This is a genomic window from Azospira sp. APE16 (assembly GCF_047901315.1).
GTDB lineage: Bacteria > Pseudomonadota > Gammaproteobacteria > Burkholderiales > Rhodocyclaceae > Azospira > Azospira oryzae.
Window position 1 is genome coordinate 2,450,244 of the sequence record NZ_CP179682.1, and the last position, 16,334, is coordinate 2,466,577.

At 67.4% G+C, this 16,334-nt stretch carries 15 protein-coding genes; 9 read left to right on the forward strand and 6 right to left on the reverse strand.

Annotated features, from left to right (window positions below):
* Nucleotides 1–10 precede the first annotated feature (10 nt).
* Nucleotides 11–1,690 (forward strand): diguanylate cyclase domain-containing protein, encoded by a 1,680-nt coding sequence (locus ACLSSQ_RS11770; RefSeq protein ID WP_416242780.1) that lies wholly within the window; start codon nt 11–13, stop codon nt 1,688–1,690.
* A 40-nt stretch (nt 1,691–1,730) separates the two neighbouring features.
* Here ACLSSQ_RS11770 and ACLSSQ_RS11775 read toward each other — a convergent pair whose 3' ends face one another.
* On the reverse strand, nt 1,731–2,048 hold the full coding sequence (locus ACLSSQ_RS11775; protein ID WP_014237112.1) for a DUF2325 domain-containing protein: 318 nt from the start codon (nt 2,046–2,048) through the stop codon (nt 1,731–1,733).
* A gap of 150 nt (nt 2,049–2,198) precedes the next feature.
* Entirely contained in the window at nt 2,199–2,969 is a 771-nt protein-coding gene (locus ACLSSQ_RS11780) for a rhodanese-like domain-containing protein (RefSeq protein ID WP_416242781.1), read from the reverse strand.
* A gap of 262 nt (nt 2,970–3,231) precedes the next feature.
* On the opposite strand from ACLSSQ_RS11780, the gene ACLSSQ_RS11785 reads away from it, so the two are divergent.
* The 6 genes from ACLSSQ_RS11785 (at nt 3,232) to ACLSSQ_RS11810 (ending at nt 9,180) form a co-directional block, all read left to right on the forward strand.
* Nucleotides 3,232–4,737: a pyridoxal-phosphate dependent enzyme gene (locus tag ACLSSQ_RS11785; protein WP_416242782.1), complete on the forward strand. Its 1,506-nt coding sequence runs from the start codon at nt 3,232–3,234 to the stop codon at nt 4,735–4,737.
* Nucleotides 4,738–4,913: 176 nt separating this feature from the next.
* Nucleotides 4,914–6,080, forward strand: a complete 1,167-nt coding sequence (locus ACLSSQ_RS11790; RefSeq protein ID WP_416242783.1) for a cystathionine gamma-synthase — start codon at nt 4,914–4,916, stop codon at nt 6,078–6,080.
* A 20-nt stretch (nt 6,081–6,100) separates the two neighbouring features.
* Entirely contained in the window at nt 6,101–6,886 is a 786-nt protein-coding gene (locus ACLSSQ_RS11795) for an enoyl-CoA hydratase (RefSeq protein ID WP_416242784.1), read from the forward strand.
* A 60-nt stretch (nt 6,887–6,946) separates the two neighbouring features.
* Entirely contained in the window at nt 6,947–7,405 is a 459-nt protein-coding gene (locus ACLSSQ_RS11800; RefSeq protein WP_416242785.1) for a CoA-binding protein, read from the forward strand.
* A 26-nt stretch (nt 7,406–7,431) separates the two neighbouring features.
* Nucleotides 7,432–8,718 (forward strand): O-acetylhomoserine aminocarboxypropyltransferase/cysteine synthase family protein, encoded by a 1,287-nt coding sequence (locus ACLSSQ_RS11805; protein ID WP_416242786.1) that lies wholly within the window; start codon nt 7,432–7,434, stop codon nt 8,716–8,718.
* A 228-nt stretch (nt 8,719–8,946) separates the two neighbouring features.
* Nucleotides 8,947–9,180, forward strand: coding sequence for an FmdB family zinc ribbon protein (locus ACLSSQ_RS11810; protein ID WP_416242787.1), 234 nt, complete (start codon nt 8,947–8,949; stop codon nt 9,178–9,180).
* A 4-nt stretch (nt 9,181–9,184) separates the two neighbouring features.
* On the opposite strand, the gene ACLSSQ_RS11815 is transcribed toward ACLSSQ_RS11810, so the two are convergent.
* Together ACLSSQ_RS11815 and ACLSSQ_RS11820 are read right to left on the reverse strand one after the other, a co-directional pair.
* Complete coding sequence (locus ACLSSQ_RS11815) at nt 9,185–10,126, reverse strand: alpha/beta fold hydrolase (RefSeq protein ID WP_416242788.1); 942 nt, start codon at nt 10,124–10,126, stop codon at nt 9,185–9,187.
* A gap of 66 nt (nt 10,127–10,192) precedes the next feature.
* The gene (locus ACLSSQ_RS11820) at nt 10,193–10,549 is read right to left on the reverse strand and encodes a DUF2917 domain-containing protein (RefSeq protein ID WP_416242789.1); all 357 of its coding nucleotides are present in this window, start codon (nt 10,547–10,549) and stop codon (nt 10,193–10,195) included.
* A gap of 146 nt (nt 10,550–10,695) precedes the next feature.
* Between ACLSSQ_RS11820 and ACLSSQ_RS11825 the strand changes: the two genes are divergently transcribed.
* Nucleotides 10,696–11,658 (forward strand): LysR substrate-binding domain-containing protein, encoded by a 963-nt coding sequence (locus tag ACLSSQ_RS11825; RefSeq protein WP_287874093.1) that lies wholly within the window; start codon nt 10,696–10,698, stop codon nt 11,656–11,658.
* Nucleotides 11,659–11,685: 27 nt separating this feature from the next.
* On the opposite strand, the gene ACLSSQ_RS11830 is transcribed toward ACLSSQ_RS11825, so the two are convergent.
* Nucleotides 11,686–12,552, reverse strand: coding sequence for an AraC family transcriptional regulator (locus ACLSSQ_RS11830; RefSeq protein WP_416242790.1), 867 nt, complete (start codon nt 12,550–12,552; stop codon nt 11,686–11,688).
* A 112-nt stretch (nt 12,553–12,664) separates the two neighbouring features.
* Here ACLSSQ_RS11830 and ACLSSQ_RS11835 point away from each other — a divergent pair, with 112 nt between their 5' ends.
* Nucleotides 12,665–13,561 carry a LysR substrate-binding domain-containing protein gene (locus tag ACLSSQ_RS11835; RefSeq protein WP_416242791.1) on the forward strand — a complete coding sequence of 299 codons (897 nt, stop codon included), beginning with the start codon at nt 12,665–12,667 and terminating at the stop codon, nt 13,559–13,561.
* 84 nt (nt 13,562–13,645) lie between these two features.
* On the opposite strand, the gene ACLSSQ_RS11840 is transcribed toward ACLSSQ_RS11835, so the two are convergent.
* Entirely contained in the window at nt 13,646–16,297 is a 2,652-nt protein-coding gene (locus ACLSSQ_RS11840) for an EAL domain-containing protein (RefSeq protein WP_416242792.1), read from the reverse strand.
* Between the last annotated feature and the right edge of the window lie 37 nt (nt 16,298–16,334).

The following is a 16,334-nucleotide window of genomic DNA, read 5'->3' on the forward strand; positions in this document are numbered from 1 at the left end:
CCCTGTCAGTATGACCCTCGCCCCTCCCCCCGGATTCCGCACCCTGCTGCTGGTGGACGACGAACCGGCCCTGCTCAACGCCCTCAAGCGGGAATTCCGCAGCGCCCCCTATGAGGTGCTGACCGCCACCAGCGGCGAGGAGGCCCTGGCGGTACTGGCCGACCGCGACGTCCAGGTCATCCTCTCCGACTACCGCATGCCCGGCATGAGCGGCGTCGAATTCCTGGCCCAGGCCCGGGCCCTGCGTCCCGACGCCGTGCGCATGGTCCTTTCCGGCTATGCCGACATCGGTGCCGTCATCGCCGCCATCAACCAGGGCAACATCTACAAGTTCCTCAACAAGCCCTGGGACGGGGAGGAACTGCGGGCGGTCACCGCCCAGGCCTTCGCCCATCACGCCCTGGTGCGCCGCGGCGCCCAGTTTTCCCAGATTTTCGAGAACACCAGCGAAGGCATTTTCATCCTCGACCGGGAGGGACGCTTCGAAACGGTCAATGGCGCCTTCTGCGCCATCACCGGCTACAGCGAGGCCGACATCGTCGGCCAGGACCACCACTGCCTGCTGCTGCCCCAGCCGGGACGGCCGACGCCGGAATTCATGCAGGAACTGGCCGATGGCGGCCACTGGCGCGGCGAACTGTGGCTGCAGCGCCGGGACGGTCAGGTCTTCCCTGCCGCCCTGACCCTGTCGCCGGTGTGCGACGGCAACCGGCGGCTGGTCCAGGTGGTGGGCCTGTGCGCCGACATCACCGAACGCAAGGGAAGGGAAATCGCCCTCCTCGAAAGCGAAAAGCGCTTTCGGGATTTCATGGAATTCGCCCCGGTGGGCATGGCCATCGTCAATCTGGACGGCCGCCTGGGCAAGGTGAACCAGGCCCTCTGCCAGATTCTCGGCTACTCCCGGGAAGCCCTGGAGCGCCTCAGTTTCGAGGACCTGACCCCGGACGAGGACCTGGCCGCCGACCTGGCCATGTGGCGCCGCCTGCGCCAGGGCGAAATGCCGGTGTGGCAGGCGGAGAAGCGCTACCTGCGCAGCGACGGCAGCCCGGTGTGGGTGGAGCTGACGGCCGCCGTGCTGCGCAGCACCCAGGGCGTGGCCCAGTGCTTCGACGTCCAGGTGGAGGACATCAGCGAGCGCCGCCGGGACCAGGAGAAGATCCGCCAGCTGGCCTATTTCGACGCCCTCACCGGCCTGCCCAACCGGCGCCTGCTGCAGGACCGGCTGGAACAGGCCCTGCTGCGGGCCCGGCGCCATCAGCAGCAGGTGGGCGTACTGTTCCTCGACCTGGACCATTTCAAGCAGGTCAATGACGTGCATGGCCACGAAGTGGGCGACGAACTGCTCAGCGCCGCCGCCCGGCGCCTCACCCGCTGCGTGCGCCAGGGCGACACCGTGGCGCGCCAGGGGGGCGACGAATTCATCGTGGTGCTGGCCGAGGTGGGAGCTCCGGCAGGGGTAATCCGGGCGGCCGAAACCATCATCGCCAGCCTGGCGGCGCCCTATGAGCTGGGCCAGGCCCGCATCCGGGTGGACGTCATCACCGCCAGCGTCGGCATCGCCCTCTTCCCCGCCCACGGCAGCGACAGCCAGACCCTGATGAAACATGCGGACCTGGCCATGTACGCCGCCAAGCAGGCCGGTCGCAACGGCTACCGTATCTACGACGATGGTCTGGCGCCGGGAGTCTGAAAGCCCCGGGGCAGGCGACAGCTGCAAGGAGACGACCGGCTCACTGCCACGCCGCAGCCGGCTGGCGACCGATGAACTCGGCCAGCTTCTCCCGCATCTCCAGGGCCGAATGGCGGCAGTAGATCAGGGGCACGTCGCTCTTCTCCGCCTGGCGGCGCACGTGGCGCAGCAGTTCGTGGTTCACCCGGGCGCAGACCACCACCACCAGCCGGGTACGGGAGGGAATGACCCGGCGTGAATCGCCGGCCTTGCGCCCGCTCCAGTGCTCGGTGGGGGCATCGAGCAGGGCCGGCGCCAGGCGGGCCACTTCGTTTTCGATGGTGCGCACGTTGTCGGCGCCGACGATGAGCAGTGACATTGGGATCTCCTATCCTGATCCGCCAACCCCGGGACCACGGGCTCCAGGGAGTAAAGAATCGGTTGCGGCAGAGAAAGATTGCCCCGCCACAGATAGAGCATCCAATACTTATTACTGATGTTTTTATTCTTCAGAAGAATAAAAACATCACTATTGCCAAGGCAGGCCCCGCTGCCGCCAGCCGTTGAGGGTGCGCCGCCCCTGGGCGTCCTTCGCCCCTTCGAAGCCTTCCAGCACGTTGTACACCTGCCGGTAGCCCGCCTGCCGCAGCAATTCCGCCGCCCGGTGGGAACGCTGGCCGGAACGGCAGATGAGCAGCACCAGCGCCTGCGTCGCCACCTCCCGGCGCACCTGGGCGACGAAGTCCGGGTTCTCCTCCCAGTCCGGATAGCGCATGAATTCCACCTCCCGGGCCCCGGGAATGGCGCCCACCAGTTCCCGCTCGGCCTCGCTGCGCACGTCCAGTAGGCAGGCATCGGAACGCAGCTTGAGCAGCAGCCAGGCCTCTTCCGGCGTCAGGGCGCCGGCGTAGGCCAGCCGTTCCGCCACTCCCCGGGCATGGGCCCGGGCCAGGATCAGTTCATCTTCCATGGTGCTTTCCTCTCCATTTTTCCCTCCCTGCATCGATACCGTGTTCGCCGCCCCGACGGGCGGCCCCGGCAAGACCTGGGCACCGGGCCCGCTTCCCGGGCCGGACGGCAGTTCATGCACGCCGTAGCTGGCCAGACTTCCCAGGGCCAGCACGGCCCGGGCGTCGATGCCGTCCTGGGCCTCGATCAGCGCCTCCAGCCTGGGGACGGCCATGTCGGCCCGGAGATCGAGCAGGGCGCCGGGCCGGCCCCGGTGGATGCGGGCCAGCCGCTCGCCCAGGTCGGCGCAACGCGCAGCGGCGGGATGGCCTTGGACCAGATACAGGGGCATGACAACCTCATGGCGTGGGAATGGCTGCACTCTAGCCAGGGCTCTTCATGCACTGAAGTTCCATTTTTTTATTCCCTTATTCCCGAAAGGTCGAAAACCCAGTCAATGCTGGCCCTGGCGCCATCCCCGGGAGAGCCGGAAAAGGGGCCGATGATGCCGCCAGGGGCAAAATAGCTATAACCAACAGATATCAAATCATTCGCTTTTATTCTTTTTGTAAAAATCGGCTTGGAATTACAGTGGGCGACATCCCAGGAGCGCCATGACTGCCGCAACCGGCCACGGCGCCCCTTCCCGGGCCGGCCCCCATCTCCACCTGTCCCCGCCGGCCCCCTTCGTCTTCCAGCCGAACCGAGATTCCATGACCGATACCGCCGCCACCCTCGCTCCTTCCGCCACCCTGCCCCGCTCCAGCCTGGACCTGATCGGGGCCACCCCCCTGGTGGAAGTGACCCACTTCGACACCGGCCCCTGCCGTCTCTTCCTCAAGCTGGAAAGCCAGAATCCGGGCGGCTCCATCAAGGACCGGGTGGCCCGTTCCATGATCGACGCCGCCGAGAAGGAAGGCCTGATCAAGCCCGGCTCCACCCTGGTGGAGGCCACCGCCGGCAACACCGGCCTGGCCCTCACCCTGGTGGGTGCCCAGCGCGGCTACAAGGTGGTGCTGGTGGTGCCGGACAAGATGAGCCAGGAAAAGATCTTCGCCCTGAAGGCCCTGGGGGCCCGGGTGGTGATGACCCGCTCCGACGTGGGCGTCGGCCATCCCGAGTACTACCAGGAAATGGCCCAGCGCCTGGCCAGCGAGATTCCCGGCGCCTGGTATGTGAACCAGTTCGGCAACCCCAACAATCCCAAGGCCCACGAGACCGGCACCGGGCCGGAACTGTGGTCCCAACTGAAGGGCCGCATCGACGCCGTGGTCTGCGGCGTCGGCAGCGGCGGCACCCTCACCGGCCTGACCCGCTTTTTCCGCCAGAAATCGCCCCGGGTGAAGATGGTGCTGGCCGATCCGGCCGGCTCCGTGCTGGCCGACTACGTGGCCCACGGCTACATCAAGGAGGCCGGCTCCTGGCTGGTGGAAGGCATCGGCGAGGATTTCATCCCCCCCATCTGCGACCTCACCGGGGTGCGCGAGGCCTACACCGTGCCCGACGCCGAGAGCTTCGCCGCCGCCCGGGAACTGCTGCGCAAGGAAGGCATCATGGGCGGCTCCTCCACCGGCACCCTGCTGGCCGCGGCCCTGCGCTACTGCCGCACCCGCACCAAGCCGGAACACGTGGTCACCTTCGTCTGCGACCACGGCAACCGCTACCTCTCCAAGATGTACAACGACTTCTGGATGGCGGACCAGGGCTTCCTGCCCAAGGACGTGCGGGGTGACCTGCGGGACATCATCGGCCGCCGCGCCGACGAGGGCGCCGTGGTCACCGTGGCGCCGACGGATACGGTGCTCACCGCCTACGGCCGCTTCAAGCTCTACGACGTCTCCCAGCTGCCGGTGACCAACGACGAAGGCCGGATCGTCGGCCTCATCGACGAATCCGATCTGCTGCTGGCCATCACCAAGGACGAGGCCAACTTCCGCCAGCCGGTGAAGAAATTCATGACCAGCCGCCTCACCACCCTGCCCCCCACGGCCCCCATCAGCGACCTGCTGCCCCTCTTCGACCAGGGCCTGGTGCCCATCGTGGTGGACGGCGACCGCTTCCTCGGCCTGGTGACCCGCATCGACCTGCTCAACCACCTGCGGCGCAAGCTGAAGAGCTAAGAGCTGAATCTTTTTGCCACAGAGGGCACAGAGAACACAGAGATAAAACCCAAAGGACCGTTAGCTTGCCGGGGCGCAGAAAAAGCGCCCCCGGCATTTCTGGCGCCGATGGTTTTCCCCTCTGTGCTCTCTGTGTCCTCTGTGGCTCCGTTTTTAGATTTTTTCGAGCCTCCCCCATGACCCACAAACAAGGTTTTGCCACCCGCGCCATCCATGCCGGCCAGGAGCCGGACCCCACCACCGGTGCCGTTTCCATCCCCATCTACGCCACCTCCACCTACGTCCAGCCGGCCCTCAACGAGCCGAAGCAGTACGCCGGGGCCACTTTCGACTACGCCCGCAGCGCCAACCCCACCCGCCTGGCCCTGGAACGCTGCATCGCCGACCTGGAAGGGGCCAGCCACGGCTTTGCCTTCGCCTCGGGCCTGGCCGCCAGCGCCACGGTGCTGGAACTGCTGCCCGCCGGCAGCCATGTGGTGGCCTCCGACGACCTCTACGGCGGTTCCGTGCGCCTCTTCAACCGGGTACGCAGCAATTCCGCCGACCTCAAGGTGACCTACGCCGACTTCTCCAGCCGGGAGAGCATCGAGGCCGCCATTACCCCGGAAACCAGGCTGCTGTGGGTGGAAACCCCGAGCAATCCGCTTTTGAAGCTGGTGGATCTGGACCTGGTGGCCGCCATCGGCAAGAACCGGGGCCTCCTCACCGTGGCCGACAACACCTTCGCCAGCCCCTGGATCCAGCGCCCCCTGGAACACGGCTTCGACATCGTGGTGCATTCGGCCACCAAGTACTTGAACGGCCATTCCGACGTGATCGCCGGCGTGGCCGTCACCGCCAATCCGGAACTGGCGGAGCGCCTGGCCTTCCTGCAGAACGCCGCCGGCGCCGTGCTGGGGCCCTTCGATGCTTTCCTCGCCCTGCGCGGTTTGAAGACCCTGGCCCTGCGCATGGAGCGCCACTGCGCCAACGCCGAGGCCATCGCCCGCTGGCTGGCCAACCACCCGGCCATCGAGAAGGTCCATTACCCGGGCCTGGCAAGCCACCCCCAGCATGAACTGGCCAAGCGCCAGATGCGCGGCTTCGGCGGCATGGTCTCCGCCGTGGTCAAGGGCGGCCTGCCGGCGGCGAAGAAGCTGCTGGAACACACCAAAATCTTCGTCCTGGCCGAAAGCCTGGGCGGGGTGGAAAGCCTGATCGAACTGCCGGCCCTGATGACCCACGCCTCAGTCCCCGCTGAGCAGCGCCGCCGCATCGGCATCGACGACGGCCTGGTACGCCTTTCCGTCGGCGTCGAAGACGTGAAAGACCTGCTGGCCGATCTGGAACAGGCCCTCAAGTAACAACAAAAGGAGAACAGCACATGAGCGAAGAAGCCCTGGTACTGCGCCACGACAAGGACGGCATCGCCCGCCTCACCCTCAACCGCCCCGCCGCCCGCAACGCCCTCTCCCGGCCCATGATCGCCGCCCTGCAGGCCGAGTTCGACCGAATCGCCGCCGACCCGAGCATCGGCGTGGTGATCCTGGCCGGCAACGGCCCGGCCTTCTGCGCCGGCCACGACCTGAAGGAAATGCGCGGCGCCGACTACGGCGAACGCTATGCCGAAGACCTTTTCGAGGCCTGCGCCCGGCTCATGCAGCGCATCGTCAGCCTGCCCCAGCCGGTGATCGCCCGGGTGCATGGCATCGCCACCGCCGCCGGGGCCCAGCTGGTGGCCAGCGCCGACCTGGCCATCGCCACGGACGACGCCCGCTTCGCCACGCCCGGCGTCAATATCGGCCTCTTCTGCTCCACCCCCATGGTGGCTTTGTCCCGCAACGTCTCCCACAAGCACGCCCTGCAGATGCTGCTCACCGGCGACCTCATCGATGCCCCCACGGCCCTGCGTTTCGGCCTCATCAACGAGCACGTGTCCGGGGAACAACTGGATGTCGCGGTGGATGCATTGGCGGTTAAAATCGCCAGCAAGTCGCGCCACACCCTGGCCGTGGGCAAAGCCGCCTACTACCGCCAGGCCGAACTGCCCCTGGATGAGGCCTACGCCTACGCCAAGGGCGTCATGGTGCACAATCTCCAGGCCAGGGACGCCCGGGAAGGCATCGATGCCTTCATCGACAAGCGCCACCCCACCTGGTGCCACGGCTAACGCGGCAGACCCGAGGGGAACCCGGGGCCGCCCGCCCCACCCCTCACACGGAACACTTGCATGAGCGAACTTGCCACCCTGCGCCAGGTCTTGAAGGACAACCGCACCATCGCCGTGGTCGGCCTCTCCGCCGACTGGAACCGCCCCAGCTACTTCGCCGCCAAGTACATGCAGGAACGGGGCTACCGCATCATCCCGGTGAATCCCAAGTACCCGGAGATCCTGGGGGAGAAGTGCTACCCGGACCTCAAATCCATTCCCGAGAAGGTGGATATCGTAGACGTCTTCCGCAAACCGGAAGACTGCGTGCCCATCGCCCGGGAGGCGGTGGCCATCGGCGCCAAGGTCTTCTGGATGCAGTTGGGCGTAATCAATGAGGAAGCCCGCCACATCGCCGAAGCCGCCGGCCTCACGGTGGTCGAGGACCGCTGCGTCAAGATCGAATACGCCCGCCTCTTCGGCGGCCTCAATTTCATGGGCGTGAATACGGGCATCGTCTCTTCCCGTCGCCCCACCTGATCCGTCCGATTTCCCGAAAGCACACCATGGCCGACCACCAGTTCGGGTTCGACACCCTTTCCCTCCATGCCGGGCAGGTGCCCGACGCCGCCACCGGCAGCCGGGCCACGCCCATCTACCAGACTGCCGCCTACGTCTTCGATTCGCCGGAGCACGCCGCCAGCCTGTTCAACCTGCAGACCTTCGGCAACGTCTATTCCCGCCTGGCCAACCCCACGGTGGCGGTGCTGGAAGAACGCATCGCCGCCCTGGAAGGGGGCAAGGCCGCCGTCGCCACCGCCTCCGGCATGGCCGCCCAGATGGTGGCCCTGCTCAACCTGTGCGAGGCCGGGGACGAGATCGTCGCCGCCCGCACCCTCTACGGCGGCACCCACACCCAGTTGGACGTGAATTTCCGCAAGCTGGGCATCAACACCATTTTTGTGGACAGCGACGATCCGGAGAATTTCGCCAAAGCCATCACCCCCAAGACCAAGGTGATCTACGCCGAGACCATGGGCAACCCGGGCCTCAACGTGCTGGACATCGAGGCCGTGGCGAAAATCGCCAATGCCGCCGGCCTGCCCCTGTTCGTGGACAACACCTTCGCCAGCCCCTACCTGTGCCGGCCCTTCGAATGGGGCGCCGCCATCGTGGTGCACTCGGCCACCAAGTTCATCGGCGGCCATGGCACCACCCTGGGAGGCATCATCGTCGAATCGGGCAAGTTCCCCTGGGACAACGGCAAGTTCGCCACCATGACCGAGCCCAGCCCGGGCTACCACGGGGTGAAGTTCTACGAGACCTTCGGCAACTTCGGCTTCACCGCCAAGTGCCGCATGGAAGGCCTGCGCACCTTCGGCCCGGCCCTCTCACCCTTCAATGCCTTCCTGCTGCTGCAAGGGGTGGAAACCCTCTCCCTGCGCATGGATCGCCATTGCAGCAACGCCCTGGCCATCGCCCGGCATCTGGAAGCCCATCCCCAGGTGGAATGGGTCAATTACCCGGGCCTGCCCTCCAGCAAGTACCACAATCTGGCGAAGAAATACCTGCCCAAGGGCGCCGGCGCCGTGCTCACTTTTGGCATCAAGGGCGGGGCGGCCGCCGGGCAGAAGTTCATCGACAGCGTGGAATTCCTTTCCCACCTGGCCAACATCGGCGACGCCAAGACCCTGGTGATCCACCCGGCCTCCACCACCCACCGCCAGATGACCCCGGAACAGCAGACCGCCGCCGGCGTGCCGCCGGACCTGATCCGCCTCTCCGTGGGCCTGGAGACCCTGGACGACATCCTCTGGGATATCGACCAGGCGTTGGCCAAGGCGACGACCTGAAAAACTGCATAGCCACAGAGGACACAGAGGGCACAGAGTTGTGAACCCCGGGGGTGCAACGTCCCCGGGGAAGAAGTTGCTTGTATCGCTGACCGAAGGCCATTGACTGGGGGGACGTCCTCCCTCTGTGATCTCTGTGCCCTCTGTGGCCATTGCTTTTCCCCGGCACCCTTCTTGCATTTCTCGGGCATTCCCCTTCGATTGTCGTCATTGCGACAGGAGTGCCCCATGCCCCTCTACGACTACCAGTGCCAGGCCTGCCAGCACACTTTTGAACTGCTGGTGCGGGCCAGCACCGTGCCGGCCTGCCCGAAATGCGGCAGCGAGCAGCTGGAAAAGCTGGTCTCCCTCCCCGCCCCCCAGGGCAAGACAGCCGGCCTGGTGGCGGCGGGTCGGGCCCAGGCGGCCAAGGAGGGCCACTTCAGCAACTACTCGGCCAAGGAACGCCCCAAGATCGGCTGATTCCCTAAGCCCCGGCACCAGTTTCGGGCGCCAGGGTCTCCCGGGGCGCGCGGGTCAGGCTGCCGTCCTGCAACCAGGCCAGGGAGTCCTGCCACAGGGTGGGGCGGAAACGCTCGTGGAACCAGGCGAAGTGGCCGATGGCGTCCACTCCGGCCGCTGCCGGCGCAAGGTGCAGGTGATGGCGCCGGGCGCCCCGGTAATAGCCCAGCAGGCGGCGGATGGCCGCCGGGGTGCCGAAAGGGTCGTCCGTCAGGCTCACCGCCAGCATCTCGCCGCGGAAGCCGTCAAAATGGGCCAGGGGATCGGCCCCGCCCCGCACATGGCGTCGATAGGACTTCTCCAGGGAGGCCGGGCGGAAGGCCCATTCGTAGGCGGCTCCGGCGGGCAGGTCCTCATGCCAGCCCAGGCGCCGGGCCGGGAAGTAGCCGAGCACGGCGGTCAGCAGCGGCATCAGCACATGCCAGCGCAGCCACATGAGGGGCTTGCCCGGGCCGTAGTCGGGCCAGTAGGCGTACTGGCTGCCCACTGTGAAGGCCCGCTGCACCGCCGCCCCGGAAGGGGCCAGACCCAGCAGCAGGCCGCCGATGCTATGGGCCACCAGATGCAGGGGCAGGTCCGGATAGGCCTGCCGCACCCAGGCCAGGGCCGCTTCGCAGTCGTAACGGCCCCAGTCCAGCTTGGAGACGTGGCGCCAGCGGCGCAGGCTGCCCTGGCGGGAATCGCCGATACCCCGGTAATCGTAGGTCAGTACGGCAAAACCGTTTTCCGCCAGGAAGCGGGCGTAGCGGTGATAGTAGGCCGCCTTCACTGCGGTGGCCGGGTTGATCACCACCACCGCCCGGGGAGCCCCCTGGGGCTGCCAGTGGTGGGCGGCCAGGAGATAGCCGTCAGCGGCGGTGAGGCTCAAGGGGATGACGGTCGGGGCCGGCGGGATAAAGCGATCCATGGGAAGACTCGGCGGCAAGGTCTGGTTGCAGAATGGGACCGGCGGCAGGGCCTATGATTCCCGGCCTCAGGCCGGGCCGCAACCGCCCAGGCCGGACAGCTCGTGGGGCAGCAGGCTGGCGAGAAAGCCCCGCACCGGCTGCAGGGAAACCGTGGCCGGATCGTGCCCCCCACCGCCGAGGACAAAGCGGGCATCCTGGCAGGCCGAAACCACCAGACAGCCGTTGCCGGCCACCACATGGGCTTCGCCGGGCCGGAGAATCCGGTCGCCCCCGCCATCCTCCGTCAGCCACAACTCGCCCGTGCGGCACTCCAGGGTCTGGCCCCGGGCATCGGCCAGCACCAGCATTTCCCGCCGTTCCAGTTCCAGATGCAGCCACTGCGTTGTCTGGCCCGCTGCCTGGCCTTGCCGGATCGCTTCCATTTTCCTATCCTCCATTCATGCGCTTTTGATATGGCCATATCAGTACAGCCACGCCATGAATGAAGTATGGAAAGGCTATGCACAACATACAAACGGGAAATCCGCATTCAATTGATGCAATAAACGCATAAATACTCAACCCCGCCATGAGCCTGCCCCTGCACCGCCTGCCGCCCCTGGACCCCCTCAAGGGCTTCGTCGCCGCCGCCCGCCACCTCTCCTTCACCAAGGCGGGGGAAGAGCTGCACCTGAGCCAGTCGGCCATCAGCCGCCAGGTCCAGACCCTGGAGGAACAACTGGGCGTGGCCCTGTTCCAGCGCAGCACCCGGGCCCTGCACCTGACGCCGGAGGGCGAACGCCTGTTCCGCACCGCCAGCGAAGTGCTGGCCCGCCTGGGCAGCACGGTGGAGGACATCACCGCCAGCCGGAGCCTTCCCCGAGTCACCATCTCCGCCTCCATCGGCGTCGCCGCCCTGTGGCTGGTGCCCCGGCTTTCAGGCTTCCAGGCCCGCCATCCTGATATCGGCATCCGGGTCTCCGCCGACAACCGGGCGGTGGATCTGGAAGCGGAGGAAGTGGACGTGGCCCTGCGCTACGGCACCCCGGAAGCAGCCCCCGCCGGCAGTCTCAAACTCTTCGACGAAACCCTGGCCCCCGTCGTGGCACCGCCCCTGGCTGCGAGCCTGCCGGACGGCCCCCGGCTTTCCGCCGCCAACCTGCCCCATCTCACCCTGCTCTCCTTCGAGGACGGCCGGGACTATCCCTGGCTGCGCTGGGAAGGCTGGCTCAGCCAACTGGCCCCGACCCCGCCCGCCGCCAAGGCCCTGCTGCAGTTCAACCACTACGACCAGTGCATCTACGCCGCCCTGGCCGGCCAGGGCGCAGCCCTGGGCCGCCTGCCCCTGATCCGGGACCACCTGGAAGCCGGCCGCCTGATCCCCCTGGCCCCGCCCCAACCCACCCCGGGCCGACGCGCCTACTACCTGCTGCGCAGCCCCTCGTCCAAGCGCCCGGAGGTGGATGCCTTTGCCGAGTGGCTGATTGAACTCGTTAACAGCGACGGAAATGCCAGTACGGAAACGGGCAGTCAGTCGCCTTCCGGCAACTGACTGCCCGTTCCTGTCAGAGCGGACGACTTACTTCAGCGGCAGATAGATATCCGTCACCAGTTCATTCTCCGGCGTATCCGGCAGCAGGTTGAGGTAGTGGAAGAACAGGGGGAAGTCCCGCAGTTCCTCGCCGCTGCCCGGCAGCCAGTTGCGGTAGAGGGGATAGATGCTCTCGCCGATGCGCATGTGGGAGCCCAGGTGGCGCACCCGGGCGCAGCGGCCGCCGGGGATTTCCTTGGTGACGACGCCCTGGGCATTGGGCGGCACCCGGGCCTGGACTTCGCCGGCGATGTCGAAGCGGAAGCGGGACGGCTCGGTGGTGTCCGGGTTGTCGTAGGCGATGCCGAAGGTGCGGCTGCTGTCCTTGGGCGAGAGGCCGGTGGACTTGCGCCAGTCGATGAAGCGGGCAACCGAGTCGTTGACCTTCTCGGCGGGGCCCAGGTGTTCCAGGGCGGCAATCAGGGTGCTTTCAATTTCTACAATTTCAACCTGCACGGTGGCATTCCTTTCGGGTAGCCGGAACCGGTAGCGCTCGCTCCAGCCTTGCCAGTCGGGCTGCCGCCGGAACTGGCTGGGCGACTGGCCGAAGATGTGGCGGAAGGAGCGGGAAAAGGATTCCGGGTTTTCAAAGCCGGCCTCCAGGGCGATGTCGATGATCCGGATCCGGGGCTGGAAGGCGAGCTTGAAGGAAGCCCGTCGCAACCGCAGCAGCAGGAGATAGCGGGTCGCACTGGTGCCGAGAAAATCGGCGAATTGCCGATCGAAGTGGAAACGGGAGAAATGGGCGACCCGGCTCAGGCGCTCCGCCGTCAACGGCTCGTCCAGGTGGGCCTCGATATAGGCCAGCATCTTGTCAAAGCGCGCCGCGTAGCGGCTGATTCGGTCGTCGTTCATCATTTCCTCCTGTTCGCAGCACGCACTATGGGCGAAGGGGCGCAACAAATCCTGACCGTAATTGCTCAATGTATCCCGGCAAGCTGGCTTCACCGCCGGCTGCCGGGTCACAATGCAGGCTGGATTCCGACCCGCCGCCGCCATGCACGACCTGCCGCCCCTGCACACCCTGCCCGCCTTCGAGGCTGCCGCCCGCCTGGGCAGTTTTCTCGCCGCCGCCGAAGCCCTGCACCTGACGCCCTCGGCAGTGAGCCACCGCATCCGCCTGCTGGAAGAACACCTGGGCCAGAGTCTGTTCGAGCGGCGGCACCGGGCCATCGCCCTCACCGCCGCCGGCCGCCGCTACCTGGCCGTGGTGCGGGACACCCTGCTGCGCCTGGACGAGGCCAGCGCCGAACTGCGGGCGCCGGAGAAAACCCGCCTGCGCATTTCCGCCGCCCCGGCCCTGGGCAGCAAGTGGCTGGTAAGCCGGGTGGCGGCCTGGCAGCAGCAGCACCCGGAAACGGAATTCAGCCTGGGCACCGCCACCAGCCTGGCTCCCCTGCTGGCCGGCGAGGCCGACATCGGCCTGCGCTATGGCGAGGAGGAATGGCCCGGGCTGCTGGCCTGGAAGCTGTTCGAGGAGCGGGTCTTCCCCGTCTGCAGCCCGGCCCTGGCGGCCCAACTGCACACTCCAGCCGATCTGGACAAGGTACGCCTGCTACGCCACCCCCTGCTCTCCTGGCAGCGCTGGTTTGCCGCCGCCGGGGTCAAGCATGCCGAGCCCAAGGAGGGCCCACTCTACGAGGATGCCCTGCTGATGCTGGAAGCGGCGGTGGCGGGCCACGGCGTGGCCCTCATGGCGGAGACCCTGGCGGCTCCCTACCTGGCCGAGGGCCGCCTCAGCCGGCCCTTCGCGGCAGACTGCCCGGACCGCAGCTTCTACGTGGTGGCGCCGCCGGCAGTGCAGGAGAAGCGGGGCGCCATGGACTTCATCCGCTGGCTGGTGCGCTCGGCCAAGGCCGCCTAGGGCATGTCGCCGGAGGGCAGCGGGCGGCCGTCCGCCGTGCCCCAACAGTGAGGCCGACTCGCCAGCGGCGAACTCCCGCCCGTCTCAGTAGGCCATGCGCCCCGGCAGCAGCCCCGGCCAGCTGGCCAGGAAGCGCTCGAACTCATCCACCGGCAGGGGCCGGGCGAAGTAGTAGCCCTGGGCCTCGTCGCAGGCGAAGCGGCGGAGGCTCTGCAGCACCTCCACCGTTTCCACCCCTTCGGCCACGGTGCGCAGGTTGAGGCGGTGGGCCATTTCGATGATGGCGCGAACGATGGCCGCATCCTCCGCATCGCCGTCCAGGTTGCGCACGAAGGACTGGTCGATCTTCAGCTTGTTCACCGCCAGGCGTTTCAGATAGGCCAGGCTGGAATAGCCGGTGCCGAAATCGTCGATGGACAGGCGTACCCCCTGGTCCCGCAGGGTGCGCAGGGTGGACAGCACGGATTCGGTCTGGTTGAGCAGGGTGCTCTCGGTCAGCTCCAGCTCCAGCAGATGGGGCGGCAGGCCGCTCTCGGCCAGGGCCTCGGCCACGGTGCGCTCCAGGTCGCCGCGCTTGAACTGGATGGCGGAGATGTTCACGGCGATGGTCACCTCCCGTCCCAGCTCCCGCTGCCAGCGGGCCGCCAGACGACAGGATTCCCGCAGCACCCACTGGCCCAGGGGCACGATGAAGCCGCTGCTCTCGGCCACCGGGATGAAATGGGCCGGGGCAATCAGCCGGCTGCCGTCCTGCCAGCGCACCAGGGCCTCGGCCCCCACCACCTGGCCGCTGGCCAGGTCCACCTGGGGTTGCAGGTGCAGCACGAATTCATCGCCGTCCAGGCCGCGCTGGAAGTTGTTGCGCAGGCGCAGGGTCTCCTGGGCGTGCAGGTTCATGGCCTCGTCGAAGAGGCGGTAGGTGTTCCGGCCCGCGTCCTTGGCGTGGTACATGGCCGTGTCGGCCTTCTGCATCAGGGTGGTGAAGTCCCGTCCGTCGTGGGGGAAGACGGCGACGCCGATGGAAACGGAAGTGGACAGCTGGTAGTGCTCCAGGGCCAGGGGTTGTTCCAGACAGGCCAGCAGCTTGCCGATCACCGGGTAGATCACTTCCACCTGCTGCAGCCCGGGCATGATCACCAGGAACTCGTCGCCGCCGAAGCGGCTCACCGTGTCGCTCTCCCGCAGGTGGCTGCGCAGGCGGTCGGCCACGGCCCGCAGCACCTTGTCCCCCACCTCGTGGCCGAGGGAGTCGTTGATGGTCTTGAAGCCGTCCAGGTCGAGGAAGAGCAGGGCCACCTGTTCGCCGCGGCGGCTGGCGGCAGCGAGGGCCTGGTTGAAGCGGTCCTCGGCCAGGAGCCGGTTGGGCAGGCCGGTGAGGGCGTCGTGGTGGGCCAGGTATTCGATCTGGTCGGCGTGGCGCTTGCGCTCGGCGATGTCGGCAAAGAGCAGCACCGCGCCCTGGGCCACGCCCGCTTCCTGGGCCAGGGGATAGAGGTCGTACTGCACCGGGAAACGGCTGCCGTCGGCCCGGGCGAACAGCGCGTCGTCGCTGTGCACCGAGCGGTCCTCCTCCAGGCAGGTGCGCAGGGCGGCACCCGCATCGTCGGCGTGCACCTGCTGCAGGAAATCGCCCCGGGGCAGTTCCTCCCCGTAGCCCAGCAGGCGCCGGGCCGCCGGGTTGGCGAAGGTCAGCCGGCCTTGCCGGTCCAGGCCGCAGATGCCCTCGCCGGCGGAATCGAGCAGTTGCTGGAAACGCCGCTCGCTGCTGGCCAGCGCCTGGCTGGCCGCGGCCCGGCGCCGCTCCGCCCGGTCCAGGCGCCACAGCAGCAGCCCCAGGCCGGCGAGGAAAATCAGCTCGACGCCACTGGTAATGCCCAGGGTCAGGTACCAGGGCGCCAGGAAATCCTTGGCGGCGATGCCCACCGCCACGTAGAAGGGAAAGTCGCCGATGCGCTTGAAGGCGTATACCCGCTCCATCTGGTCGAGGGCCGCCCGGTAGCTGATGACGCCCTCCCGCTCGCCGGCCTCCACCCGCAGGTGCATGGGATTGTTGCTCAGGGTCTGGTTCACCGTGCCCGGCCGCTCGGGCCGGCGCAGCACCAGGCGGCCGTCGTCGGAGCGGCGGAAGGTAATGCCCCCCCGGGGCCCCAGGTCGATGGCGTCGAAGAGTTGCTGAAAATAGCGCATTTCCAGGGGCGCCATCGCCACCCCGGCGAAGCTGCCGTCGGCCCGGCGGATGGGCATGGCGACCACCAGCTGGGTACGGCCGGAAATGCGCCCCACCGCCACTTCGGAGAAAAACAGGCGGGTCTGGGGCTCCCGGCGCAGGGCCTGGAAGTAGCTGCGGTCCGCCACATTCACCCGGGGCCGGGTGACATCCGAGGCATAGAGCACATTGCCTTCCGCATCGATGATGCGCAGGCCGACGATCTCCGGAAAATGGCTGGCCCGCATGGCCAACTGCCGCTGCATGGCTTCGCCGTAGCGGGAAAAGGCCTTGGGATGCAGGGCCTGGCGCGGCAGGTCGGCCACCAGTTCCCCCAGGTTGGACTCGATGCGGCGCAGGGTGGCCTCGAGACGGGCCTCCAGCACGCCGGAGACATTGCGCGCATCCTGGGCGGCCTGGCGGTGTTCGCTGTAATAGGCCGAGCCGAGCAGGAAGGCGGCTGGCACCACCGTGCCGAGGACGGCCAGGATGAAGAAGACGAGGTAAAGCTTGGGCCGTTTGGCTGACATGCGTACGCCATGCAGATGATCACGTACGGGATGGTAG